Source organism: Actinoplanes sp. NPDC021490, assembly GCF_055562135.1.
On the sequence record NZ_JBVHFW010000002.1, the window covers coordinates 664841 to 687942 of the forward strand.

At 70.3% G+C, this 23102-nt stretch carries 25 protein-coding genes; 16 read left to right on the plus strand and 9 right to left on the minus strand.

The genetic code is table 11. The features are described 5' to 3' along the window. The first annotated feature begins 250 nt into the window (after positions 1 to 250). The gene (locus ACZ3I4_RS07405; RefSeq protein ID WP_465381009.1) at positions 251 to 1039 is read left to right on the plus strand and encodes a G5 domain-containing protein; all 789 of its coding nucleotides are present in this window, start codon (positions 251 to 253) and stop codon (positions 1037 to 1039) included. Here ACZ3I4_RS07405 and ACZ3I4_RS07410 read toward each other — a convergent pair. Beyond that, positions 1036 to 1428: an HIT family protein gene (locus tag ACZ3I4_RS07410; RefSeq protein WP_465381010.1), complete on the minus strand. Its 393-nt coding sequence runs from the start codon at positions 1426 to 1428 to the stop codon at positions 1036 to 1038. The two genes, ACZ3I4_RS07405 and ACZ3I4_RS07410, sit on opposite strands and share 4 nt — an antisense overlap. Positions 1429 to 1473: 45 nt before the next feature. On the opposite strand from ACZ3I4_RS07410, the gene ACZ3I4_RS07415 reads away from it, so the two are divergent. Then, entirely contained in the window at positions 1474 to 2904 is a 1431-nt protein-coding gene (locus ACZ3I4_RS07415; RefSeq protein ID WP_465381011.1) for a hypothetical protein, read from the plus strand. Here the strand turns inward: ACZ3I4_RS07415 and ACZ3I4_RS07420 are convergent. After that, positions 2901 to 3998: an FAD-dependent oxidoreductase gene (locus ACZ3I4_RS07420; RefSeq protein WP_465381012.1), complete on the minus strand. Its 1098-nt coding sequence runs from the start codon at positions 3996 to 3998 to the stop codon at positions 2901 to 2903. The two genes, ACZ3I4_RS07415 and ACZ3I4_RS07420, sit on opposite strands and share 4 nt — an antisense overlap. 24 nt (positions 3999 to 4022) lie before the next feature. Here ACZ3I4_RS07420 and ACZ3I4_RS07425 point away from each other — a divergent pair, with 24 nt between their 5' ends. Next, entirely contained in the window at positions 4023 to 4745 is a 723-nt protein-coding gene (locus ACZ3I4_RS07425; RefSeq protein ID WP_465381013.1) for a TetR/AcrR family transcriptional regulator, read from the plus strand. Between the two features lie 54 nt (positions 4746 to 4799). Here ACZ3I4_RS07425 and ACZ3I4_RS07430 read toward each other — a convergent pair whose 3' ends face one another. Then, positions 4800 to 5513, minus strand: a complete 714-nt coding sequence (locus ACZ3I4_RS07430; protein WP_465381014.1) for a GGDEF domain-containing protein — start codon at positions 5511 to 5513, stop codon at positions 4800 to 4802. Positions 5514 to 5579: 66 nt separating this feature from the next. Continuing rightward, a complete protein-coding gene (locus ACZ3I4_RS07435) occupies positions 5580 to 6344 on the minus strand; it encodes an IclR family transcriptional regulator (RefSeq protein WP_465381015.1) in 765 nt (254 codons plus the stop codon). Positions 6345 to 6411: 67 nt separating this feature from the next. Here ACZ3I4_RS07435 and ACZ3I4_RS07440 point away from each other — a divergent pair, with 67 nt between their 5' ends. Genes ACZ3I4_RS07440 through ACZ3I4_RS07450 form a run of 3 tightly spaced genes read left to right on the plus strand, consistent with a single transcriptional unit; the run spans position 6412 to position 8659 of the window. Beyond that, positions 6412 to 7239, plus strand: coding sequence for an isocitrate lyase/phosphoenolpyruvate mutase family protein (locus ACZ3I4_RS07440; RefSeq protein ID WP_465381016.1), 828 nt, complete (start codon positions 6412 to 6414; stop codon positions 7237 to 7239). After that, positions 7236 to 7862: a maleylpyruvate isomerase N-terminal domain-containing protein gene (locus ACZ3I4_RS07445; RefSeq protein WP_465381017.1), complete on the plus strand. Its 627-nt coding sequence runs from the start codon at positions 7236 to 7238 to the stop codon at positions 7860 to 7862. Before ACZ3I4_RS07440 ends, ACZ3I4_RS07445 begins: the two co-directional genes overlap by 4 nt. Positions 7863 to 7900: 38 nt before the next feature. Next, positions 7901 to 8659 (plus strand): 3-keto-5-aminohexanoate cleavage protein, encoded by a 759-nt coding sequence (locus ACZ3I4_RS07450; protein ID WP_465381018.1) that lies wholly within the window; start codon positions 7901 to 7903, stop codon positions 8657 to 8659. Here ACZ3I4_RS07450 and ACZ3I4_RS07455 read toward each other — a convergent pair. Continuing rightward, positions 8637 to 9554, minus strand: a complete 918-nt coding sequence (locus ACZ3I4_RS07455) for a hypothetical protein (protein WP_465381019.1) — start codon at positions 9552 to 9554, stop codon at positions 8637 to 8639. The two genes, ACZ3I4_RS07450 and ACZ3I4_RS07455, sit on opposite strands and share 23 nt — an antisense overlap. Positions 9555 to 9768: 214 nt before the next feature. Here ACZ3I4_RS07455 and ACZ3I4_RS07460 point away from each other — a divergent pair, with 214 nt between their 5' ends. From ACZ3I4_RS07460 to ACZ3I4_RS07495, 8 genes are all read left to right on the plus strand, one after another. Beyond that, entirely contained in the window at positions 9769 to 10209 is a 441-nt protein-coding gene (locus ACZ3I4_RS07460; protein WP_465381020.1) for an SRPBCC family protein, read from the plus strand. A 3-nt stretch (positions 10210 to 10212) separates the two neighbouring features. Then, positions 10213 to 10737: a GNAT family N-acetyltransferase gene (locus ACZ3I4_RS07465; RefSeq protein WP_465381021.1), complete on the plus strand. Its 525-nt coding sequence runs from the start codon at positions 10213 to 10215 to the stop codon at positions 10735 to 10737. Positions 10738 to 10779: 42 nt separating this feature from the next. Beyond that, positions 10780 to 11190 carry a helix-turn-helix domain-containing protein gene (locus ACZ3I4_RS07470; RefSeq protein WP_465381022.1) on the plus strand — a complete coding sequence of 137 codons (411 nt, stop codon included), beginning with the start codon at positions 10780 to 10782 and terminating at the stop codon, positions 11188 to 11190. Positions 11191 to 11311: 121 nt separating this feature from the next. Continuing rightward, positions 11312 to 11884 carry a hypothetical protein gene (locus ACZ3I4_RS07475; protein WP_465381023.1) on the plus strand — a complete coding sequence of 191 codons (573 nt, stop codon included), beginning with the start codon at positions 11312 to 11314 and terminating at the stop codon, positions 11882 to 11884. A gap of 232 nt (positions 11885 to 12116) precedes the next feature. Next, positions 12117 to 12989 (plus strand): class I SAM-dependent methyltransferase, encoded by an 873-nt coding sequence (locus tag ACZ3I4_RS07480; RefSeq protein WP_465381024.1) that lies wholly within the window; start codon positions 12117 to 12119, stop codon positions 12987 to 12989. Positions 12990 to 13121: 132 nt separating this feature from the next. Next, positions 13122 to 14006, plus strand: a complete 885-nt coding sequence (locus tag ACZ3I4_RS07485) for a hypothetical protein (RefSeq protein WP_465381025.1) — start codon at positions 13122 to 13124, stop codon at positions 14004 to 14006. Then, a complete protein-coding gene (locus tag ACZ3I4_RS07490; RefSeq protein WP_465381026.1) occupies positions 14003 to 15187 on the plus strand; it encodes a serine hydrolase domain-containing protein in 1185 nt (394 codons plus the stop codon). Before ACZ3I4_RS07485 ends, ACZ3I4_RS07490 begins: the two co-directional genes overlap by 4 nt. 199 nt (positions 15188 to 15386) lie before the next feature. Continuing rightward, positions 15387 to 16430 (plus strand): alpha/beta fold hydrolase, encoded by a 1044-nt coding sequence (locus ACZ3I4_RS07495; RefSeq protein ID WP_465381027.1) that lies wholly within the window; start codon positions 15387 to 15389, stop codon positions 16428 to 16430. A gap of 45 nt (positions 16431 to 16475) precedes the next feature. Here ACZ3I4_RS07495 and ACZ3I4_RS07500 read toward each other — a convergent pair whose 3' ends face one another. Continuing rightward, on the minus strand, positions 16476 to 17600 hold the full coding sequence (locus ACZ3I4_RS07500; RefSeq protein ID WP_465381028.1) for an erythromycin esterase family protein: 1125 nt from the start codon (positions 17598 to 17600) through the stop codon (positions 16476 to 16478). 98 nt (positions 17601 to 17698) lie between these two features. Here ACZ3I4_RS07500 and ACZ3I4_RS07505 point away from each other — a divergent pair, with 98 nt between their 5' ends. Next, the gene (locus tag ACZ3I4_RS07505; RefSeq protein WP_465381029.1) at positions 17699 to 18931 is read left to right on the plus strand and encodes an endonuclease/exonuclease/phosphatase family protein; all 1233 of its coding nucleotides are present in this window, start codon (positions 17699 to 17701) and stop codon (positions 18929 to 18931) included. Between the two features lie 88 nt (positions 18932 to 19019). Here the strand turns inward: ACZ3I4_RS07505 and ACZ3I4_RS07510 are convergent, their stop codons facing one another. Further along, the gene (locus ACZ3I4_RS07510; RefSeq protein ID WP_465381030.1) at positions 19020 to 19394 is read right to left on the minus strand and encodes a winged helix-turn-helix transcriptional regulator; all 375 of its coding nucleotides are present in this window, start codon (positions 19392 to 19394) and stop codon (positions 19020 to 19022) included. A gap of 74 nt (positions 19395 to 19468) precedes the next feature. Here ACZ3I4_RS07510 and ACZ3I4_RS07515 point away from each other — a divergent pair, with 74 nt between their 5' ends. Further along, positions 19469 to 20461 (plus strand): zinc-binding alcohol dehydrogenase family protein, encoded by a 993-nt coding sequence (locus tag ACZ3I4_RS07515; RefSeq protein ID WP_465381031.1) that lies wholly within the window; start codon positions 19469 to 19471, stop codon positions 20459 to 20461. Between the two features lie 59 nt (positions 20462 to 20520). Here the strand turns inward: ACZ3I4_RS07515 and ACZ3I4_RS07520 are convergent, their stop codons facing one another. Together ACZ3I4_RS07520 and ACZ3I4_RS07525 are read right to left on the minus strand one after the other, a co-directional pair. Further along, positions 20521 to 21888 (minus strand): hypothetical protein, encoded by a 1368-nt coding sequence (locus ACZ3I4_RS07520; RefSeq protein ID WP_465381032.1) that lies wholly within the window; start codon positions 21886 to 21888, stop codon positions 20521 to 20523. Continuing rightward, positions 21881 to 22672 (minus strand): RNA polymerase sigma factor, encoded by a 792-nt coding sequence (locus ACZ3I4_RS07525; RefSeq protein WP_465381033.1) that lies wholly within the window; start codon positions 22670 to 22672, stop codon positions 21881 to 21883. The genes ACZ3I4_RS07520 and ACZ3I4_RS07525 overlap by 8 nt, the downstream gene beginning before the upstream one ends. Positions 22673 to 23102 lie beyond the last annotated feature (430 nt).

A 23102-nucleotide genomic window follows, 5' to 3' on the forward strand; every position in this document is an offset into this window, starting at 1 on the left:
TGCCGACCCCTCCTACCTAAGGACGTGCGCTCACCGTAGAACGCGGCAGTCCCTTTCGGAGGCCCGGACGGACGCCGGAGTTCGCAATAGGCGTACGTCGTTCGGTTCTTTCGCATCGGCACCGGGCGACCCGGATCCTCCGGTTCCGCGCTCCGCCCGCAAAGAGGCTTCGGCGGTTCGGCTCTTTCGCGGAGGGGTGGGGGGCCGAAGTGCCGAAGCGCGGGAGCGAAGGGACGTTCAGACTTGCGCGGTGACTTATCCGACACCGCACCAGCCGGGTCCGGCGTGGCCCGGGCAGCCGCCCCGACGACCGGGATTCTGGCAGCGGCTCACGCCGTTGCAGCGCGTCGGGCTGATCGCGGCCGCGCTCGCCCTGCCCTGTCTCGGCGGCGTCGCGGTGATCGGCGCCTTCGCGGGCGGCGACAGCCCGAAGAGCGGGACGTCCGCCGACCGGCTCGCCGACGTTCAGCCGATCGGGACGACGGCGGCCGCGGATCCGGGCGCGGACACGGCCTCGACGACGGCGCCCGATCCGGCGGCGCCGGACGCGGTCACGACCACGGAGCCGGGGGCCGGCGCGCCGGGCACGACCGTGGGCACTCCGGGGGCGCCGGCGACGACCGCGCCCACCGTCGTCAAGAAGAACATGACGGTGAACGGCTCCATCCCGTTCAAGACCCGGAAAGTCAAGGACAACGACCTGGCCAAGGGCAAGACCCGCGTACGGGTCGAGGGTGTGCCCGGTGTCAAGACGGTGACGTGGCAGATCACCTATACGAACGGCAAGCCGACCGGACGTCGCGTGGTCAAGACCGTGGTCACGCGCAAACCCGTCACCGAGGTGATCGCCGTCGGGACCCAGCAGGCGCCGTCGAACGAGTGCGATCCCAACTACAGCGGCTGCGTGCCGATCGCCAGTGATGTGGACTGTGCGGGCGGCAGCGGCAACGGGCCCGCGTACGTGGACGGCCCGGTCAACGTCATCGGCGAGGACATCTACGACCTGGACCGCGACGGCGACGGCGTGGCCTGCGACTAAAGGGCGGCCTGGATCCGCGCGAGGTCGTCGTCGAGGCGTTCGGCGGGCACGTTCGGGTCGGCCCGGGCGAAGTCGAAGTCGGCCATCTCGTACGCGGGAAAGACGTGCACGTGGGCGTGCGGAACCTCGAAGCCGGCGATGACCAGGCCGACGCGCGGGGAGCCGTACGCCCGCTTGAGCGCCGCCCCGATCGTGTGGCTGACCGCCATGACGTGAGCGACCAGATCGGCGGGCATCTGGGTCCAGTCGTCGATCTCCTCGCGCGGCACGACCAGCGTGTGCCCGGCGGTGAGCGGCGCGATGGTCAGGAACGCGGCCACCCGGTCGTCGGAGTGGACGATCCGCCCGGGCAGGTCGCCGTTGATGATCTGCGTGAAGATGCTGGCCATTGCCGTCCTCGCCTAGATGGTGGGCTCAGGTGGCAGAGTATCGCTGTGGATTTCGACTCCGGCGCCGGACTGCTGCACCGCCTCACGTCCTATTCGACCGACCGCGAATGGGACGTCCCCGCCGACGACCCCCGGGTGCGGCACGATCTGAGCCCGAACGATCCCGCGACGAGCCCACCGCAGGTCAAGAGTTATCCGGACGGCCTGCCGGTGACGCCGCTGCCCCGCGAGCTGCCCGATTCCGGCGTTCCGGCCACCGACGTCCTGTCCGGAAAGGCTTTCCCGGCGCAGCCCTTGGACGCCGCCCAGCTGGGCCGGGTGCTGTTCCTCGGGGCCGGCGTGGTGCGCACGATGACCCGCAACGGCCGCTCGATGCTGTTCCGCGCGGCCGGCTCGGCCGGGGCGAGATTCCCCCTCGAGGTGTACGCGGTGACGCGCGGGGTGGCCGGGGTCGAGGACGGCGTGCACTGGTACGACCCGGTCGCGCACGCCCTCGTGCGGATCGGCCCGGCCGCCGAGAGCGGCACCACCACCCTGGTCGTGACCGGCGTGCCGTGGCGCACGGGCTGGCGGTACGCCGAACGCGGTTTCCGTCACCTCTACTGGGACGCGGGCACCCTGCTGGCCCAGCTCGAGGCGGCCGCCGCCGCTTTCGGCCCGCGCCTGCGCACCGTCTTCCCCGACGCCCGCGTCACGTCGCTGGTCGGCGCGGACGGCGTCCACGAGTTCCCGCTGGCCCTGCTGACCTTCGGCGACGGCGAGCCCGCGACGACCCCGGCCGGTCCGGCCACCCCCGGTGACCTGCCCACGGTCGAGTTTCCGCTGGTGACGACGGCTCAGCGGGCCGGTGACGGCGACGAACCGGGGCCACCCTGGCCGGTCGGCGCGGCCATCGGGAGCACCGGGGCGGGCGACACGCTCGACGCGGTGATCCGCCGGCGTGGCTCGCAGCGGCGCATGGACCGCACCAAGACAGTGCCGCGCGAATCGCTGACGTGGCCGATGGCCGCCGCGCTGCGGGGCATCGAGATCCCGCACTGGGTGGCGGTGCACGGCGTGGACGGGGTGGAACCGGGCGTCTATCGCTGGCCCGACCTGGAGCACCCGATCGCGACCGGCGACCTGCGGGCCGAGCTGGAACGCGTCTCGCTGGGCCAGTCGTTGTCGGCCGAGGCGGCGTACGTGGTGATCGCGGCCGTCCCCGCCGCCGACCTGGACGACCGCTCCTACCGCACCGCGCAGCTCGCCGCCGGAATCGTCGAGGGCCGCCTGCACCTGGCCGCCTACGCCGTCGGGGCGAGCGCCACCGGCATGACCTTCCTGGACACCGAGGTGCCGCCGCTGCTGCACGAGCCGGACGACCTGGTGACCCTGCTCTTCACGTGCGTCGGCGTCCCCGAGTACACGTCGAAGGCGGGCGGCGGCCCCGGCGATCCGGTCGCTGTGCGCCGGGTGACGCCTCGCCTCGTCGACTAGGCGGGCTGGAAGAAACGGACGATGTCGTCGGCGGCGGTCGGGGACAGCATCATCGCCTGGACCCGTGCGGACATGGCGGCGATCGGGTCGATTCGGGAGAACATCGTTTCCTCGTACGCCCGGATGGCCGTGCCGGGGTCGGCGACGAGCCGGGCCGCGAGGTCGGCCGCGTCGAGCATGGCCTGGTTGGCGCCCTCCCCGACCGGCGGCATGAGGTGCGCGGCGTCGCCGATGAGGGTGAGGCCGGGCCGGTGCGCCCAGCGGGTTCCGGCCGGCATCGCCTCGATCCGGCGGGGAACCGGCGGGCCGTCGCCGGCCTCGATGAGGGCGGTGAGCCGGGGGTCCCAGCCGTCGAACATGTCGAGCAGGGTGCGCTTGCTGCGATAGACGTGCAGGTGGCGTTCGTCCGCGGGCAGCGTGATCCCGACCCGGAGGCTGCCGTCGCTCTGGCGTTGTGCGGCCAGGATCCGGTTCTCGCCGATGCCCCAGAGGTTGCCCGGGCCGACCAGCTCGGCCAGTTCGGGGTGGCGCCGGTCGGCGTCGGCGATGCCCAGTTCGACCAGGGTGGCCACCGGCGACAGGGTCACCCCGGTCAGCAGCGGCCGGACGACCGAGCGGGCGCCGTCCGCGCCGACGAGCACGTCGCAGTCGGCCCGGTGGCCGCCGTCGAACACCAGGTCGAAGCCGCCGCCCGTACGGGGTGTGGCCGCGACAAGCCGGTGCTGCCAGGCCACCGCGTCGCCGGGCAGGGCATCGAGCAGCAGGTCACGCAGGGCGCCGCGGTCGATTTCAGGGCGACCGGAGAACGAACCCGGCTGGGGCCGGTGGTGCACGAGGACGCGTCCGGCCGGGTCGAGGATGCGGTGTTCCTCGCCCTCGGGCCGCGCCTCGGACCGGAACCGGCCGGCCAGGCCCGCGTCGGCCAGGGCCTTCTGTCCCGATTCCGGGTGCAGGTCGAGCGACCCGCCCTGGGAGCGCGCGGATCGGTCCGCCTCGCGTTCGTAGACCACCGCGCCGACACCGTGCCGGTGCAGGATCCGGGCCAGGGTGAGGCCGCCCAGGCCCCCACCGGCGATCGCGATACGCATCGTCATTCCCCTTACCGTACGCTGTACCTCATGGATACGCCGTACGGTAGCGCCCCTCTGCCCGTCTGGGAACGCCCCGAGCCGCAGCCGCGGGCCGCGCCGGTGCCGCTGAGCCGGGCAAAGATCGCCGCCGCGGCGATCCGCATCGCCGACGAGCACGGTCTCGAGGGCCTGTCCGTCCGCAAGATCGCCAAGGAGCTCGGTGTCGGTCCCATGCGGCTCTACGACTACGTGACCAACCGGTCCGAGCTGCTCGATCTGATGGTCGACACCGTTTACGCCGGGATCGCCCAGACCGGCGAGCATCCCGGGTGGCGCGAGACCGTCCTGGCCATCGTGCACCAGACCCGCGATGCTGCCCTCGAGCACGAATGGTTCGCCGATCTGCTCGGCGCGCGGCCCCACCTCGGACCGCATGCGCTGGCCGTGGGCGAGTCGACCGCGGCGGCGCTCAGCGAGGCGCCCGGCGTACGCGGGCTCGACGGTCTGCAGCGGGCCGTGGGCGCCCTCAACGCGTTCCTGGTCGGAGCGCTCCGCCGGGAGATCACCGAGCGGCGTACGGCCCGGACCACCGGCACCGACGAGGCCGCGTGGCAGGCCGCCCTCGGTCCCTATCTGACCCGCATGCTGGATACCGGCCGCTATCCCACCCTGGCCCGGCTCGTCTTCGACGGCGCCCATCTCGACGCCGGAGAGACCTTCCACCACAACCTGATCACCGTCCTGGACGGCCTCACCCGCGGTGGTGATTAGGGTCTGTTTCGTGGCTTGGGCGGGCTGCGTCGGGGCCCAGCCACGAAACAGACCCTAGGCTGCGGCCGGGTTGTCCTGCTCGAAGGACTCCTGCCAGACGGCCCAGCGGGTCTGCGGGCCCTGCCGCTTGGCCCGGTGCATGGCCAGGCCGGCCCGGTGCACGAGCACGTCGTGGGTCAGCTCGCCGGGCGCCGACACGGCGAGGCCGATGCCGGCGGCCAGCGGCATCAGGCGGCCGTCGAGGACCACGGGGGCCAGCGCCGAAGCCAGGGCGCCGGCGACGTCGTACGCCTGCTCGGGGAAGTCGAGGCCGGGCAGCACCACCGCGAACTCGTCGCCGCCCAGCCGGCACGGCAGCCCCCACGACGGCACGACCGAGCGCAGCACCCTCGCGAACTCGACCAGCACGAGGTCGCCCACCTTGTGCCCGAGCGTGTCGTTGACCTCGTTGAAGCCGTTGAGGTCGATCAGCAGGACGGCGGTGTGCCGTCCGGTCCGCTCACCCCGGGTCAGCGCGCGGTGGGAGGTGGCCCGGAAGCGGGCCCGGCCGGCCAGGCCGGTCAGCCGTTCGTCGCTCTCCCGCCGCACGAGCCCCGGCCGGGTCAGCACGGTCGCGCTGATCACGGCGCCGCCGAGGGCCAGGCCGCCCCACGGGAACAGGGCGCCGTCCCGGATCGCGGCCGTCAGCATCAGACCGTGCGCGACGGCCACCGCCGCGCAGAGCAGCACCACACCCAGGTGGGCGCCCGGCGTTCGTCGTGTCTGCACGAACGCCCACGATCGGACGCGGCGGAACCTACTTGAGGCTGAATCCGCTCGAGCTCGGCGCGTTCGTCAGGGCTTGAACCCGAGCTGGGCCGAGACCCGGGCCGCGCCGGCCAGCAGGTCGTGGGCGACGCTCGAGTCGGCGTCCGGGTCGAAGCGCTGGGCCGGGCCGGCCACGCCGATCACGGCGGTGACGTGGCCGTCGTGGTCGAAGACGGGGGCGGCGATCGACGACGCGGCGGGCTGCCGCTCGCCGAGTGAGGTGGCGTAGCCGCGCTCGCGGATGCGGGCCAGCTCGTCGCGCAGCCGGGCCGGGTCGACGATCGTGTGCTCGGTGAGCGGCTCCAAGGGGCTGCGGTCGAGGTAGCCGTCGAGGTCGTAGGCCAGGAAGGTCTTGGACGCCGCGCCCGCGTGCAGCGGGAACGGGACCCCCACGGTCACCTCGAGCCGCAGCTCCTGATCGGGCACGACCTGGTCGACGTACAGGCGGGTGTCGCCGCGCCGCAGCGAGAGCGTAGCCGTCTCGCCGGTGCGCCCGGACAGATACTTCAGTTCCGGAGCAGCCATTTCCCGTACGTCGGCCCGCGCCAGATAGGCCCGCCCGAGCGCGACGGCGGCGTGGCCCAGCGCGTACCGGCGGCTCCGCGGGTCCAGGGTGATCAGCTCGCGGTTGCGCAGCGCGGTCAGGATGCGGTGCACGGCCGCCTTGGTCAGCCCGAGCGCGGTCGCGATCTCGGTGACGCCCAGGTCGGGCCGCTCGGTGCGGCCGAACAGCAGCAGCACGTCCATCGCCCGTTCGACCGCCGCCACGGACCGGGACCGGGTCTCCTCCATAGAGATGATCGTAAATGTCTTGGGTGGGCTGTCGGATCCGGGGCGGCCTCGCGTTGAATAGGCGCTCATGAACGCTTTCCGAGAGCTGCTGTCGGCCGGTCGCGTGACGCACGTGCCGGGCGTGTTCGACCCGTTGAGCACGACGCTCGCCATGCAGGCCGGCCATCGCGCGGTCTATCTCGCGAAGGCGGCGGTGGCCGCGGTGATGATGGGCCGCCCCGACATCGACTACGTGCCCGCCACCCAGCTCGCCGACCGCGCGGCCACCCTGACCCCGATGCTCGGCGGCGTGCCCCTGCTGGCCGACGCGGGCACGGGTTTCGACACCGAGCAGAACGCGGTATGGACGGCCCTGTCCTATCAGCGGGCCGGCATCGCGGGCGTGGTCGTCACCGGCATGTTCGCCGCCCTGCGCACCCAGGCGCCCGACATCGCGATCATCGCCAGGACCAACGCGTACGCGGAGGGCGGGCTGGACGCCGTGGTCGAGGACTGCCGCACGTTCGCGGACCAGGGCGCGGACGCCGTGCTGCCCGCCGGGGTGACCACGCACGGCGAGTTGTCGCTGCTGCAGGCCACGCTCCCCGGCGTCCCGCTGGTGCTGTCCCGTTCCGAGGCGGCCGCGGCCCCGCCCCTGCTGCCCGACGCCCAGCTGGCCGCCCTCGGGGTGCGCCTCGTCCTGCACCCCTTGGCCGCGTTGCTGGCCGCGGCCCGCGCGGCGTCGCAGGCCTACCGCGCGATCCTGGACGACGGCACCGCCGACGCCGTGGACCGCATGCCGTGGGCCGCCTTCACCGCCCTGGCCCCCGCCCCGCCGGCCTCCGCCCCGGCCCCGGGTCGAGGCCCGGGCCCCGACACCGTCCCCGTGTTCGTTCCCACCAACCTCGACACGTGAGGCAGCCCTTCCTCGAGACCGCCGGGGTGGTGTCCGGTCTGCTGCACTCCCCCGCGCTGGCCGCCCGCTGGGAGGAACCGAGCGCGTTGCCGTCGTTCCGGGTCAGCGGCCTGGCCGGTCACCTGGCCCGGGCCGTCTTCAACGTGGAGCGCTGGCTGGAGCGGCCGGCGCCCCGGGACGGCAGCCCGATCGACGCCGTCGCGTACTACCTGGCCGGCGCGGCCCCCGCCCCCGACCTCGGAGATGCGGTGCCGAGCCGCATCCGGTCGCTGGGTGAACAGGAGGCCGCCGCCGGTCCGGTCGCGCTGGCCGCCGAGTTCGACGCCGCCCGGACCCGGCTGGGGGCGCGGCTCGCCGAATTGCCGCCGTACCACCCTGTCCAGGTCTTCGACCACTGGCTTCCGCTCGACCAGTGCCTGCTCACCCGGCTCGTCGAGCTCGTGGTGCACCTCGACGACCTGGCCGTCAGCCTCGACCGGCCCACGCCCGCGGTTCCGGACGACGCCGCCGACGTCGTGGCGATCTGCCTGGCCCGCCTGTCGGTGGCCCGGCATGGCTTCCTGCCGGTGCTGCGCACGTTGTCCCGCCGCGAACGCGCCGACGGACCGGTCGCGGCCTTCTGAGCCGGTCCCGGCCGGGGCCCGGTCGTTAGATTGGGTTCATGACCATGCTGCAGGTGACCCCGAACGGGCCGTGGGGCAAGGACGTGCATCCGTCGATGCCGGTCAGCCTGGACGAGGTGGTGGACGAGCTGACGGAGTGTTTCGCGGCCGGCGCCACCGGTGTTCACCTGCACGTGCGGGACGAGTCCGGCGGCGAGACGCTCGACCCGGCGGTCGTGAACGAGACGTGCCGGCGGGTGCGCGAGGTCGCGTACGGGAAGATCGAAATCGGCCTGACCACGGGCGCGTGGATCGTGCCGGAGCTCGCCGGCCGGGTTGCCATGATCCGTGAGTGGGAGGGTGTCGACGTCGCCACGGTCAACCTCTCGGAGGACGGCTTCGAGCAGGTCATGGCCGCGATGCTGGAGGTGGGCATCGGCATCGACGTGGGCCTGTGGGCGCCGCAGGAGATGCCGTCGCTGATCGCCTCGGGCCTGCTGCCGCACGCGGCCCGGGTCAGCATCGAACTCGATCCGGGCGAGCCCTACTTCCTGACCGGCCCGCCCGAAACGGTGGCCCGGCGGGTCAACGACCTGCTCGACGAGGCCGGCTCGACCTGCCCGCGCCTGACCCACGGCATGAACGACTGGACGTGGCCCCTCGTCCGCGACGCCTTTCACCGCGGCCACGACACCCGCGTCGGCTTCGAGGACTCGACCCTGCTTCCCGACGGCACTCCGGCCACGAGCAACGCCGACCTCGTACGGGCGGCCGTGGCCCTCCGGGACGGCGGCGTCAGGCCCGCGGGCACTGCTTGACGAGGATCTGCCGGGCCGCGTCCAGTTGGGGCTTGACCAGGGACATGTCGTTTCCCTTGGCCTCGTACGCCGCGTAGAGCCGGACGGAGCTGTCGAGATGCGGCCGGGCCACCGCGCAGTCGCCCCGCGCCACCTCGACCCGGAACCAGTTCATCTCGGTGTAGCCCTCCTCCGACCACTTCAGAGCGTCACCCTCGCCCGACGACCGGATCGTGGCGTTGGCCTTCTCCAGCGCCGCCCGGCCCTCGGCGATCCGCCCGCCCCGGCCGAACAGGAACACCCCGAGACCGCGTAACAGGGCCAGCTTCGTCGACAGGTCCCGCGCCCTGACGATGCCCTTCTCGTAGTAGTCGATCGCCCGGACGTCCCCGAGATCACCGAGGAAGGCCGCCACGGCGTAGTACTCCGTCGCATTGACCTCATCGGGAATCGCGTCGACCAGGGACACCGCCTGATTGCCGAGAATAATCTTCTGGGTGTGGTTGAAGGAGCCGGCCAGGCCCATTGCTTGCGTGTTTCCGCTGTATTTGGTGCTCAATTCGGTGAACTGGATCGAGATGTCGGCCATTTGACCGATCGTCTGACGGAGTTCGTTGCGTTTCGTCGCCAATTCCTGATCGGCCGCCCGCCGTTCCGAATAGAACGTCGCCAGCCCCGAGACGAGCAGGGCAGCCACCGAGACCAGGACGGCCATCTGCTTGAACCAGGGCACGCCCCGGGCGGCCTGCGCGATCTGCAGGGCGTCGACCTCCTGCTTGATGATCGCGACCTGGTCGGGCAGGGACAACGACGGCGTACGCGGACCCGGGAGGCCGAGGTCGGCCGGATTGACGCGGCCGACGGCCGGAAGCGGCGCGGCGTGCTGACCGCCGGCCTTCGCGGCTCGATCATTCATCGAAGTCACCCCGCAGCAATTCCGTCGCTTCGGTCAACTCATTATCGAGCCGCCCGGACCGGAGCCGGAACACTCATCCGGGAATACGCACGATCATCCGAATACCGATAACCGGATCGATGCCGGCGTCCACCTTGTCGGCCGGTCCGATCCGCTTGGGCCACGCGGGGCGGCGGGATGGATCGGAGGCGCGTCCGCGTGCTGAGATGGGCGCATGATCGAACGAGTCGTGAGCGCCGGGCGTGAGGTCGCCGCCCCGGCCGCCGAAATCTTCGAGCTGATCGCGGACCCGGCCCAGCAGCCCCGGTGGGACGGCAACGACAACCTGGCCGAGGCGGTGGCGGGCGGTCGCGTGCGCGCCGTCGGCGACGTCTTCGCCATGAAGCTCACGTCGGGTGCCGTACGGGAAAATCATGTCGTCGAATTCACCGAGGGACGTCTGATCGCGTGGCGGCCCAGCGAGCCCGGCGGCCCCCCGCCCGGTCACCTGTGGCGCTGGGAGATCGAGGAGCTGGCGGCCGGCCGGTGCTGGGTCACTCACACGTACGACTGGACGAACCTGAACGACGAGCAGCGGCTCCCGCGCGCCCGGGCCACGACGACCGTCAAGCTGCAGGCTTCCGTCGATCGCCTGGCCGACCTGGCCGAAGGCTGAGGCATGCATCGGCTGGAGCGCCTGACCGCGGAGCACGCGCCGCAACTCCTCCGGTTCGAGATCGAGAACCGGGAGTACTTCGCCCGCTCGATCTCGGATCGCGGGGACGAATACTTCGCGGAGTTCGCCGAGCGGCATGCGGCGCTGCTCGCCGAACAGGCGGACGGCGTAGCGCACTTCCACGTGCTGATCTCCCCGGACGGCGCCGTGGTGGGCCGGTTCAACCTGTTCGACGTCTCCGGGGGCGCCGCCGAGCTGGGATTCCGGGTGGCGGCCGCGGCGTCGGGCCAAGGCTTGGCCACGGCGACCGTACGCCGGGTGACCGCGCTCGCCCGTGACTCGTACGGGCTCTCGCGGTTGATCGCCGACGCCGCGGTGAGCAATGCCGCGTCACGGGCGGTGCTGCGCAAGACCGGGTTCGTGCCCGTGGGCGAGACCGTGCGCGGCGGGCAACCGGCGATCCGGCACGTGCTCGAACTGGGCCGTCCGGAACCGTCCGGACAAGACCCCGGCGCTGGACGCGGGTGAGAACAATCGACGCCATCGCGGACCGACTGGGGAGGAAACGCGATGGAGATGAACGAGAGGCACACCAGATTAGTCACCGAGTTGCGGGCGCTGCGCGCCGAGGCCGGGCTCACGCTGCGCGAACTCAGCGTGAAAGCGCACGTCAGCGACTCGTCGTTGTCCCGATACTTCGCCGGCCAGGCCCTGCCGCCGTGGGAGGTGGTGGCCGTCCTGTCCGATCTGGGCGGCGGCGATCACGTGGAGATGCGCTGTTTGTGGGACGAGGCGCAACGCGAGCGCAGGCAGTCGCGCTGGCCCGTCGGGGCGCTGCGCCCGGCTGAACCCGTCGAGGCGCTGCGCCCGGCTGAACCCGCCGGGGCGACGCCGGACGAGCGGCGGCTCGGGCCGGTCGTGGGCATCTGCGCGTTGATCGCGGCTTCCGCAGCGGTCGGCTGGGCCCTCGGCCGGCGGTGACCGCCGCCGTCCCGGGATGTTCCCGAGAAGCGTTGCCGCTGGTCAGGGCGTTGCGACCGGCGGCACGCTGTGGCCACGCCCCACTTCGGAGGGCGGAACCGAGAAAACGGGGGCATCAGCCATGAACCGAATCGCACGCCGCGGCCTGATCGTGCTGGGGACCGGAACCGCCGTCGTCGGCGCCGCGCTGCTGGGCGCGGGGGTGGGCGGGGCGGCGCTGGCCGGCAAGGGGGTCACCGCCGTGGAGACAAGCGTGGCCGGCACCAACTGGGACGGCGTGGAGCATCTCGCGAGCGCCGCGCAGTTCGGACGGGGCAAGCCGACCGCCGACGACTCCTCGAGGGCCACTGTTGTGCTCGCCGGTCGCGGCAAGCCGAGCGGCCAGGAGACTTGGGTGGGCACCCCGTACGTCGTCCAGGCCGCGTGGGCCGGGCCGACGTGGGCGGGGCCGACGGCCGTGGAGGCCGCGTGGGCCGGGCCGACTTGGGCGGGGCCGACCGCCGTGCAAGCCGCCTGGGCAGGACCCACGTGGGCGGGGCCGACCGCCGTGCAAGCCGCGTGGGCCGGGCCGACTTGGGCCGGGCCGACTGCTGTAGAGGCCGCCTGGGCGGGACCGACGTGGGCCGGACCGACCGCCGTGCAAGCCGCCTGGGCGGGACCCACGTGGGCCGGGCCCACGGCAGTCGAAGTCTAGGTCACGCTTTCCAGATCAACGCCGTTATCCACAATGCAGGGTTATCCACAGGGCCGCCTCGGAGGATCTCCATTGCCGGTAAAATGGTCGGTGGCGGGGGTCCCCCGGTGGAGGGCGGGCCGCGCCTTGGGCACCCGCACAGATCACTGCGGCAAGACGTTCCAGATCACGTTTCCATTGCCGCGCGTTGATGTCTCGCCCATCGAGAAGTCCCGTGCCCTACGGTGATCCGATGGCGACGGACGAGTGGACGCGGTGGCTGTTGACGCGCCGCGACGGCGGGGATGCCGAACTGCGGGCGCAGCACGCCACGGCGCTGGAGGTTTTCCGCGACGAGGTGCTCGACCGGGCCGCCCTCGCGCCCGCCGACACGCTGCTCGACGTGGGCTCGGGGACGGGGCTCATCGCGTTCGGCGCCCTCGAGCGGCTCGGCCCCGACGGCCACGTTATCTTCAGTGATGTCTCCGACGCCGGGCTCGAGGAATGCCGCTCCCACGCCGGTGACGACAAGCGGTGCAGTTTCGTGCACGCGTCGGCCGAGGATCTGTCGGCCATTCCGACCGCGTCCGTCGACGTCGTGACGACCCGTTCCGTGCTCATTTACTGCGACCACAAGCCGGACGCTTTCCGCGAGTTCTTCCGCGTGCTCAAACCGGGCGGCCGGCTGTCCATCTTCGAGCCGATCAACCGTTTCCTGCTCGAGCACCGGGCCGACAGCCTTTTCGGGCTGCGGGACAGCGAGGTCGGCGATCTGCTGGCCAAGGTGGTCGCCGTCTATCGCGACGGCGCACGGCGCGGCGAGAACCCGATGACCGATTTCGACGAACGCGATCTGCTGCGCTGGGCGGCCGAGGCGGGGTTCGACGGCATCGAGGTCGACTACCGGGCCCAGCTGGATGTGCCGGCCGAGCCGATCGGCGACTGGGAGGCGCGTAAGAAGGTGGCCCCCAATCCGCTTGCGCCGACCTACGGTGAGGCGATGGCGACGGCCCTCACCGACGAGGAACACCGGCGCCTCGACGCGCGGATGACGCATCTTGCCCAGTCAGGTACGCCTACGCGGCGTACGCTCGCGACCGCCTACCTTCGCGCTCTGCACCCCTGACAGCCAGGGAAAATCTACTCTGCGCAGTCGAACAATCACGTTACGTGCGTGCGTTATGCCCGAAGGCTAAGCCTGCGAGTACTACGCACGTGCGCACTTGAAGGTCGCCGGATTCCAAGCAGAATCACCTGCATGACGTACGGCAAGAACGACCTGCCCTACCCCTACTGCGCGGACTTCTCGGGCATCGTCACCCGGGTCAAGGGGGTGCGCGAGTCGACGCGTGCTGCCCTGGTCAACTCGCTCAAGGTGGCGTCGTACCTGAAGGCCGGCGCCAACCTGATCGAGCGCAACCTCGGTGCCCAGCGGCCCGCGACCGCGACCGGTGACGGCCGCAAGCAGTACTGGTCGGGTCTGAGCTTCCTGACCGAGCGGGCCCTGTCGGCCGAGGTGGAGGAGCTGGAGCTGCCCTTCCTGCGGCAGAAGGGCGCGGGGCCGTACCGGTCGACGTGGGCCAGCCACGACGACTACCTCAACGACCTGCTCGCGTTCATGCTGCACGCCATCAACTACGACCCGCAGTACGGGGCCGATGTCGAGACGCGCGGTGACTGGCTGGCCACCGACGACAGTCTGGTCGACGCCGTGGACCGGTCCAGTTACCACGAGCTGATGGCCCTTTGCCGGATGCCCCTGTTCAAATTGCAGCTCATCATGGTGGCAACCGCCCACCGTAACGACGGCATCCGGGGCGCCATCGCGAACAACTACGCGGGCGCGCTCGAGCCGTGGATGAAGATCTACGAAGAGACGATCGCCGCCCGGGGCTACCAGCTCCGCCCCGGCATCACGATCCAGGAGTTCACGAACCTCCTGGCTGCCGTCACTGAGGGTCTCGCGGTGCGGCATCTCGGCGATCCGAGCGCGGACATCGCCGACCACGGGCCGGTCGAAAATCTCGTGGGCAAGGGGGTCCTCGGGATCATGGCGGCTTATCTCGAACCCATCAAGAACCCGACAGGTTTGACATTGCGCGAAGTGTTCGAACGATCGGCTGATAACGGGGGACCCTCATGACAAGTACGACGGAGCGCCCTGCTGCCTCCCGGGATCCGTCCTGGTGGGACAAGCAGGGCGATCTGATCATGCGCCGGCCGTTCAACGAGTGGACCTTCACCCACATGAACTGGTTGATGCCGACCGAGCGCGTGGCCCGGGGCGTCCACCACCTTCCCCTCCCGGTCGACGCCCGGCCGCTCGACGTGTCGTACTCCTTCGCCGGCCGCGACCACACCCTCGCCGAGCTGCACCGCCGCACGTTCACGACCGCGTTCGTGGTGCTGCACCGGGGCACGATCGTGCACGAGGCCTACCCGGGGGCGTTCTCCGGACCGCGGTCGCGCATGCAGCTGTTCTCGCTGTCCAAGTCGGTGACGTCGATCCTGGTCGGCATCGCCCTCGACGAGGGTCTGATCGCCAGCGAGAAGGACCTGATCACGGATTACCGGCCTGACTTCCTCGGAACGGCGTACGAGGGGAACACGATCGCCGAACTCCTCGACATGACCACCGGCGTCGGCGACCTCGAGACCTGGGAGGTGCCGGACAGCGGCATCAAGCAGTTCGAGCAGACGATCATGGGTGGCGGAGACATCGCCGACGTGGTCCGCGCGGCAACGCGGACCGCGCCGGCGGGTGAGCGGTTCAACTACTCCACCTTCGACACGCAGATGCTGGGCTGGGTTCTCGAGGCCGCGACCGGACAGACCCTTGCCTCGTACGCCTCGGAAAGGCTCTGGCAGAAGCTGGGTTGCGACCGCGACGCGTACTACTGGCTCACCCGCGGACGCCCGCGCACCGCGATCGGCGGCGGCTCCCTGAACGCGACCGCCCGTGACGTGGCCCGGATCGGCCTGCTGATGGCCGGCGACGGTGTCGTCAACGGCGAGCAGATCGTGCCGCAGGACTGGGTACGCCGCAGCCGGGGCAACGACAAACCGCAGCTCGCGGTCGGTTCGCTCGGCCCCAGCGGCTACGACCACTACGGCTACGCCAACCAGTGGTGGACCCTCGGCAGCGAGCACTTCGAAGCGTTCACCGGGCTGGGCGTCCACGGCCAATACCTGTATGTCGACCCGGACGCCGAGGTCGTCATCGTCAAGTGCAGCGCCTGGCCCACCCAGGACGACCCGCTCCGCGACGCCGAGACCGTCGCCGCCCTGCGGAGCGTGGCCGACCACTTCGCCCGGCCGCGCTAGAAAAGCCCCCACCGGCAGCACCCTTGTCCGGACCTGGCCCGCCCATGGCCAGGTCCGGCCCTGTTCCCTCGCGTCCTCGCCGCGCCCCACACTCCATTTCCGAAAGGCACTGTTGATGAACCCTGCCCTGAAAAGGCACCCGGTCGTGGTATTTCTGGCGGCGGTCACGGCCATTGTCCTAGCCATTTCCGCAGCACTTATGCCCGGCTCACCGGCGCGCGCGGCCCAGCTCACCGGAACCGTTCTGTCCAGCGCCGCGGCCACGCTTCCGGCCGAATTGGCGCCGCTGGCCAACGGCAAACGCGTCTCGTATCTGTCGACCAATGTGAACGCTATTCCGATCACCGCGACCGGTCTGATCCTCACTCCCAAGACCGGCAAGAACAACAAGATCGTGGTGTGGGGTCACGGCACCACCGGCCTGGCCGACCAGTGTGCGCCGTCGGTGAGCCAGTCGGTGTTCTGGCCCGAGGCGCGGGCCGCCATCGCCGAACTGCTGCGGCGCGGCTGGACGGTCGCCGCCCCCGACTATCCCGGGCTGGGCACCGCGCTCCCCCACCCGTACCTGGTCGGCGCCAGCGCGGCCCGCTCGATGATCGACAGTGCCAAGGCGGCCCGGAACCTGGACGCCACGCTGGGCACCCAGTACGTGATCGACGGCCATTCGCAGGGCGGGCAGGGCGCCTTGTTCGCCGACGAGCTCGCTCCCTCGTACGACGGGAATCTGACCTTGAAGGGGGTCTCGGCGATCGCGCCGGTCTCGAACGCCGACCTGTTCGCGCCGCTCATTCCGGGCACGCCCGCGCAGGGTTACCTGGTCATGGCCCTGTACGGCCTGCAGGCGGTGGACCCGACGGTCGTGCCGGCCACCATCCTGGCCCCACCCGCCCGGGCCAAGACGGGTGTGCTGCAGAGCGGCTGCCTCTACGAGATCCTCGACGCGTACGCCGACCTGACCGCGTCGCAGCTGCTGGTCGGGGGCGCCCTGCCGCCGGCCGTCGTCACCAAGCTGTCCCGTTACGCCAACCCGGCCCAGAAGGCGCCCAGCGCCCCGATCCTGCTGGTCCAGGGCACGGCCGACGAGGCGGTCCCGTACATCATCACCGCCGGCCCGCTGCTGACCCAGCTCAGCGCCTACAGCCAGCCGGTGCAGTTCGTGGAGATCGACGGCGCGACCCATGACGGGGCGGTGTTCCAGAGCACCACCCTCGTCGCCAACTGGATCGCCGGTCGGTTCTCCTGAGAACGGACGGCCTCCCCCGTGTCCGACCCCGCACGGGGGAGGCCGTCACCGCCCTCCCGACCACAGTGCCTGCTCGGTGGGGGTGCTGACCGGGACGCAAGCCACCGCGTCGAAGAATTCGGAGACCGGTCCTTCGGCGTACGTCTCCAGCAGTCTGATCTTGTCGGCCGCCGATTCGCGCACGTCGTGCAGACCCGGGCCGGCAAGCTCGATGCTGCCCTCGACCGGCGGCTCGAGATCGACGAGAACGGTCTCCACCAGGGCGGGCGCTTCGGGGGCGAGCCGGCGGGTGGCGACCCGGCCGGATTCGGCGGTCACCCCGATCGCGCGGTAGTCGTCGCCGAGCATCGCCGACAGGTGCGTGCCGAGCACTTCGAACAACGGATGCCGGCGTTGAATGTGCGAATTGGCGGCCAGGACGATCAGGCGCCCCGGCGTTCGTTCCAGAATCCATTCGACCGTACGGGCCATCGCGGCGTCACGCACGTTCAGACCGGCGTGCTGCTTCGAGCCCTCGACCGCCGCCACCTGCGCGCGCAGCATCTGGTCGAGCAGCGTGACCATGAGCAGTTCGTGGCGCGCGATGGCGTCATCGGCGTCGCGCCGGCGCGGCCGGGCCTCGAAACGCGCAGCCGCCTCGGCCAGGGTGAGCGTCAGCGCGTCCCGATCGATCAAAGCCATTTCCCGGTACGCCGCGAAGGCCGGCACCGTGTACTTTCCGGCGAACTTCGCGGTCTGACGGCGTACGAGGGAAAGGGTCTCCAGGAGCGCGGGCGAATGCCGGTCGAGATGGTCGAGCGCCGGGCCCATGCTCGCCAGGTCACCCGGCAGATCCAGACCCCAGAAGTCCAGTTGCGCGTTCTTGACGTAACCGAGCAGATCGCGCATCTCCGCGCAACGGGCGAAACGGTACGTCAGACCGTCCGCGGGCGGGTCGCCGTCACCTTCGCGCATCCATTCGCGCACCGCCAGGCCCTCGCTGAAGCCGGACTCCATCGCCACGACCGTGAAGCCCAGCTCCTCGTGCAGGAAACGAACCATCCGCTGGCGTATCCGGTGGTATTCGCGCACGAAGTGAGCGGATTCGCCGATCGCGACCACCCGCGCGTCGCCGACGAGTGCGCGAAGGTGTTCGAGGTCGTCCAGGGCCGCGTCCGGGTTGAGATCCACGGGCGTGGACCCTACCGGGTGGCCGGGCGGTGAACTGTCCACGTCGGAGGGCACGTCCGCATGGCACGACCGGGGATGGTCCGGTAGACACGGGGGTCATGAGGCGACTACTTCTTGGCGCGGGGCTGGCTTTGGCCGTGCTCGGTGTTGCGGCGCCGGCTTCGGCGACCTCGCACGGGCCCAGCGTCCGATTTGCTACCTACAATCTCTCGCTCAACCGGCCGGCCGAGGGGCTGTTGCGCGAGCATCTGGCCAATCCGGGCGTCGACGACGTGTATCGGCGGCAGGCTCGCAACGTCGCCGAGGTGATCCAGCGGGCGCACCCCGATGTGGTGCTGCTCAACGAGTTCGACTACGACCCCGAGGCCGCCCGCCTGTTCGCGCAGAACTTCCTGGCGGTGTCGCAGAACGGCGCGCCCGCGCAGAAGTATCCGTACCGGTATGTCGCGCCGTCGAACACGGGAATCGCGTCCGGTTTCGACCTGAACAACAACGGGACTGTGGACGCCACCCCCGGTGACCAGGCGTACGGGGATGATTCCTTCGGTTTCGGGCTCTTCCCCGGCCAGTACGGAATGGTCGTGTACTCGAAGTACCCGATCAACTATTCCGCGATCCGCACGTTCCAGCTGTTCAAATGGAAGGACATGCCGGGCAACCTGCTGCCGGCCGACTTCTATTCGCCCGAGGAGCAGGCCGTCCTGCGGCTGTCGTCGAAGAGCCACTGGGACGTGCCGGTCCGCGTCGGCGGGCGTACGGTGCATTTCCTGGTCTCGCACCCGACGCCGCCGACCTTCGACGGCCCCGAAGACCGGAACGGCCGGCGCAATCACGACGAGATCCGCTTCTGGTCCGACTACGTCAAGTCCGCCCGCTACATCTACGACGACCGCGGCCGCCGGGGTGGCCTCAGGCCCGGCGAGCCCTTCGTGATCGCCGGCGACCAGAACGCCGACCCGTACGACGGCGACTCCTACGACGGCGCGATCAACCAACTCCTGCGCAACCCGCTCATCAACGCGCGCACAGTTCCGTCCTCCGCGGGCGCGGCCGAGGCCACCGCCCTGCAGGGCGGAGCCAATGCCTCACACATCGGCGACCCGCGCAACGACACGGCCGACTTCGCCGACACCACCCCCGGCAACCTGCGTGCCGACTACGTCCTGCCCCGGGTGGGCTTGAAGGTCAAGGCCTCCGGCGTCTTCTGGCCGGTGCGGGCCGACCCGCTGTCCCGGTTGAGCGGCGTCTACGACCCGGTGTGGGCCCCGGTCAACGGCTTCCCCACCTCCGACCACCGACTCGTGTGGCTCGACCTCGCTTTGCGCCGCTGACCTGCACTGTCGTGTTTCACCGAGGGTCGCCGGGCTGGTGCTCGGCGGCCCTCTTCAGCTTTACGCCACCGGCTGGGCGGCCTCGGGGTCAGCGGGCTCTTGCCGGGACGGCCTGCTCGGGGAAGCGCTCGATGTTCGCGACCACCCACTCGCGGAGGGCGGCCAGCGGGGCGCAGGCGTCCCGGCCCAGCGGCGTCAACGAATACTCGACGTGCAGCGGGACGCTCGGGAACACCGTACGGTCAACCAGCCCTTGATCTTCGAGCCGGCGAAGTGTGGCGGTGAGCACCTTGGGGCTGACCCCGTCGAGGCGTTCGCGCAGGGCGCCGAAGCGGCGCGGGCCGTCTTCGAGCGCGCCCAGGGCGAGGGCGCTCCACTTGTTGGCCAGCAGATCCAGCACTTGGCGGCACGGGCAGGAGGCGTCATAGACATCGTGTTGGCGGTCGCAGCTCGTCGTCGGCACCCACCCACCGTAGTACCTTTCGGAAACCAATGAGCCTTGCCGGTAACTAGGGTCATCGGAATACCGTCCCGCTCATGACCGAAACGATGCGTGCCGTGGGCTACCGCAAGAGCCTGCCGATCTCCGACCCGTCCGCCCTGCTCGACCTCGAGGTGCCGGTGCCCGCACCCGGTGAACACGATCTTCAAGTGCGGGTGCGGGCCGTATCGGTCAACCCGGTCGACGTGAAGGTGCGCGCGGGCGGCGACCCCGGCCCGGCGCCGCGGATCCTCGGTTTCGACGCGGCCGGCGTGGTGGAGCGGGTGGGTTCCGCGGTCACGCTGTTCCAGCCCGGCGACGAGGTCTGGTACGCCGGTTCGATCGCCCGGCCCGGCACGAACTCCGAGCTGCATCTGGTCGACGAGCGGATCGTCGGTCCCAAGCCGGCGTCACTGGACTTCGCCGAAGCGGCCGCCCTGCCGTTGACTGCATTGACGGCATGGGAATCATTGTTCGACCGCTTGCGCCTGACGTCCTCCAGCCGGGGCCGCCTGCTCGTGCTCGGCGCGGCCGGCGGCGTCGGCGCGATCCTCGTCCAGCTGGCCCGCCGGCTCACCGACCTCGAAGTCATCGGCGCGGCCTCCCGCCCCTCCGCGCGCGACTACATCCTGGCCCGCGGCGCCCACTCGGTCATCGACCGTCACGCCGACCTGGACGCCCAGCTCCCCGGCGGTGTCGACTACGTATTCAGCCCGCACTCGGCCGGCATGATCGAAACTTTCGCCCAGATCCTCCGCCCGTACGGCGCCGTGGTCGCAATCGACGAGCCACCGCTCGACCTGCTTCCCCTCAAGTCGAAGAGCATCACGTGGCACTGGGAACTGATGTTCACCCGTCCCCTGTACGACCCCGCCAGCACCGCCCAGCACGACATCTTGACGCAGGTGGCCGGCCTTGTGGACAAGGGCATCATCCAGTCAACATTGACGACCCGTCTCGACGGCATCAACGCGGTCAACCTGCGCAAGGCCCACGAGGCCCAGGAATCCGGCGCGACGATCGGCAAGACAGTCCTGGCCGGCTTCTAGGCAGAACCCACTACTGCGCCGCCCTTGTCCCCCGCCGCCCCATTCCGGACGGCGGGGCTTCAGGAATCCGCGGACTCGAAGCGGTCCGAGTGACGCTGTTCCCACTCCGCACGAGCGATCTCGCGGACCGTCTCGGCCGGAAGGTCCAGCTCCTCGCCGATGTCCTCCACGGTCCTTCCCGCATTGACCAGCACCACGATCCGCGACACCGTCGACTCGGCTTTCCCACTCCGCCGCCGGGCGTTCGCATGCCGGTCCGGAACGGCGACGACCTCCGGGATGAACCGCACGGCGACACCGGCCAGGAAACCGAGATATCTGGGCAACGACAAAGTTCCCGGCCCGTCCAGCGACACCCCCTCCGCGACCGTACGATCAACCAGCCCCAGGACGGTTTCCTCGGCCCCGATCGAGTCCAGGCCGTATTCGATCCGGAGGCATTCGTAGAGCACCGCGATGCCGTCGTACACCTCCCGTTCGTACGGGAAATGCAGTCTCCTGACCGCCTTGTGCAGTCGAGCCGGAAGCTGCCACGCCCGGGCTGAGGTGGCAATCTGTTTCATCGCCTGGCCGAGACGCTCGACTTCCTCACGAGTTCCGGGGTCCGGCTTTGCGGGCGGTTTCGGCGGCGCCACCCATGCCCAGCCGACGCCAGTCTCGGAAGGCGCTGATCGGCTCGAAAAGTCGCTGAGGTACGCGGAGGGCGCCGAGGTGTCGCGCCGCACCCGTACGGCGCATTCGCTGGCCAGTCCGGCCGCGGCCAACACACGCACGAGCGCTTGTTCAATGGACAGTTGCAGGTTGAGCGAGGCGATTTCCGAGCGGCCGATCAGCTCCGAGGCACCGCCGGAAGCGTCCACGGCCTGCGCGACGAGAACCGAAGTCATCTCGGTCAGGCCGGCTTTCAGTGCGACGTCGGGCCGCTCCAGTTTCCAGCGGATCGCCGCATCGACGCACCAGCCTTCGAGGGACCGATCGGAATATGTGAGCACCGATCGGCAAGCACCCTTGCGGGCGGCCAGCAGTTGCCACCAGCGCCGCTCTGCTCCCGACGGAAGACGATCCCCGGGCGAGCGGAGAGCCAGCGCCCGCGTGTCGCCGTCCCGGCCGTACAGCCAGCCGCTCGACCAGTCGAAGTCAGACGTGAAGGAACCGTCGGCCTCCGGGAATGCCATCCCCACGTCATCGAAGACCGCGGTGGTCTCGTGATCGGCGAACCAGGACCCTTCCGGAAATTGCGAGCTCCACCACGGCGCATTCCGGTCGCATTGACGAATGCGCTCCCGCAGATAGATCGCATCCTCGGACTGATCGTCGTCAAACTCCCCGTCCGAGGCTTCACCGACCCCCGGAGGCAGCGTGCCGAACGACGACTGAGCGATCAACCCGGCCAGAGAGTCGAGATCCGGGGCATCGTAGTCAGTCACCGAGTCCTCCCATCCGCTCCAGAAACGACCGCGCCTTGGCCTTGCCTCGCTGCAAGCAGCCGTCCACGGCTTTGACCGTGATGCCCGTCCGCTGGGCGATCTCGGCGTACGTGAAACCCTCGGCGTACAGGGTGAGGACGGCGCAGTCCCGGGTGCCCAGCTCCCGTCGCAACTGGTGAACGAGAAGCTGCTCGGGCACATGCCGTTCGGGCCCGTCGTGCGGGACATCGGGAAGCCGTTCCGTGATCAGCAATTCCCGCAGTGCGTCGCGCGACCGGAACCATCGGCGGAAAATGCTCGGATAAACCTGCACGCACGAACCGATGTAGAAGGTCGCCAGCGAGGCCCCGCCGACCGGCGACCATCGACCTTCGAGCAGTGCGACCTTGCGAAACAGCGCCGCCCCTTCGACCGCGGTGTCGGTGGCCAGATCCCGGCGGTCCTGCACGTCCACTCCCAACGGAAAAGATCCCACCGGACGGCCCTGCTCAGCACACTCGCGATGCATGGTGCCGTTACCTATCCACGCCATACAGACGCGCTGCCCATAGACCACCATCCGGGTGTGAAACGCCTCGTACTCCCGCCCGGCGAAGCCCTGCGCCATCAACCGTTCGACGAGACGCCGATCCGCGGTCCCCGACCGATTCGGCACACCATCGAGAAGTACCGTGCTGCCGATTCCGAGGGCTTCCGCGGCCGAGCTCTCCCGGCCGTCATCGAGCCGGTTCCGCATGCGAGTGTTCGCCCGCTTCACCTGATCGACCGGGGGCGGATCCTTCAAGGCGTTACCCACTCGACGGTCCGCTCCGCCCGCGTGACTTTCCATAGGCCGCGAACTCCTCTCGGGCACCTGCTTCGACATCGCCGTCGGCACCTGCTTCGACGCCTTCCACGGCACTTGCTCTGACGCTTCCCCGGGCACCTGCACTGACGCTTCCCCGGGCACCTGCTCTGACGCTTCCCGGGGCACCTTCTCGTGGCGTCTCCGTCGCCTGTTCTGCCGTCTCCGTCCGCATCCGCTGGTGACGCCTACGTCGGAACCTGTTCGGGACGCCTCGGGCGCCTGCTTGTGACGTCTCCGTGGACCCCTGCTTTGGCATCTCCGTCGTATGTCCAGCCGTCCCGAGTCTCCACGCCAGATCTCGCCGATCCGACAACCCGGCGCATCCAAGCAGTCGCGAAAACCGCCAACTCCCAGCTACGAGGCCGCC

What these genes read in the sequence shown, in the direction of transcription:
- ACZ3I4_RS07410 (WP_465381010.1), bottom strand. Translation starts at nt 1,428, where the DNA reads ATGGCCAGCATCTTCACGCAGATCATCAACGGCGACCTGCCCGGGCGG.
- ACZ3I4_RS07455 (WP_465381019.1), bottom strand. Translation starts at nt 9,554, where the DNA reads ATGAATGATCGAGCCGCGAAGGCCGGCGGTCAGCACGCCGCGCCGCTT.
- ACZ3I4_RS07490 (WP_465381026.1), top strand. Translation starts at nt 14,003, where the DNA reads ATGACAAGTACGACGGAGCGCCCTGCTGCCTCCCGGGATCCGTCCTGG.
- ACZ3I4_RS07420 (WP_465381012.1), bottom strand. Translation starts at nt 3,998, where the DNA reads ATGACGATGCGTATCGCGATCGCCGGTGGGGGCCTGGGCGGCCTCACC.
- ACZ3I4_RS07460 (WP_465381020.1), top strand. Translation starts at nt 9,769, where the DNA reads ATGATCGAACGAGTCGTGAGCGCCGGGCGTGAGGTCGCCGCCCCGGCC.
- ACZ3I4_RS07440 (WP_465381016.1), top strand. Translation starts at nt 6,412, where the DNA reads ATGAACGCTTTCCGAGAGCTGCTGTCGGCCGGTCGCGTGACGCACGTG.
- ACZ3I4_RS07470 (WP_465381022.1), top strand. Translation starts at nt 10,780, where the DNA reads ATGGAGATGAACGAGAGGCACACCAGATTAGTCACCGAGTTGCGGGCG.
- ACZ3I4_RS07480 (WP_465381024.1), top strand. Translation starts at nt 12,117, where the DNA reads ATGGCGACGGACGAGTGGACGCGGTGGCTGTTGACGCGCCGCGACGGC.
- ACZ3I4_RS07505 (WP_465381029.1), top strand. Translation starts at nt 17,699, where the DNA reads ATGAGGCGACTACTTCTTGGCGCGGGGCTGGCTTTGGCCGTGCTCGGT.
- ACZ3I4_RS07435 (WP_465381015.1), bottom strand. Translation starts at nt 6,344, where the DNA reads ATGGAGGAGACCCGGTCCCGGTCCGTGGCGGCGGTCGAACGGGCGATG.
- ACZ3I4_RS07485 (WP_465381025.1), top strand. Translation starts at nt 13,122, where the DNA reads ATGACGTACGGCAAGAACGACCTGCCCTACCCCTACTGCGCGGACTTC.
- ACZ3I4_RS07450 (WP_465381018.1), top strand. Translation starts at nt 7,901, where the DNA reads ATGACCATGCTGCAGGTGACCCCGAACGGGCCGTGGGGCAAGGACGTG.
- ACZ3I4_RS07475 (WP_465381023.1), top strand. Translation starts at nt 11,312, where the DNA reads ATGAACCGAATCGCACGCCGCGGCCTGATCGTGCTGGGGACCGGAACC.
- ACZ3I4_RS07495 (WP_465381027.1), top strand. Translation starts at nt 15,387, where the DNA reads ATGCCCGGCTCACCGGCGCGCGCGGCCCAGCTCACCGGAACCGTTCTG.
- ACZ3I4_RS07515 (WP_465381031.1), top strand. Translation starts at nt 19,469, where the DNA reads ATGACCGAAACGATGCGTGCCGTGGGCTACCGCAAGAGCCTGCCGATC.
- ACZ3I4_RS07465 (WP_465381021.1), top strand. Translation starts at nt 10,213, where the DNA reads ATGCATCGGCTGGAGCGCCTGACCGCGGAGCACGCGCCGCAACTCCTC.
- ACZ3I4_RS07425 (WP_465381013.1), top strand. Translation starts at nt 4,023, where the DNA reads ATGGATACGCCGTACGGTAGCGCCCCTCTGCCCGTCTGGGAACGCCCC.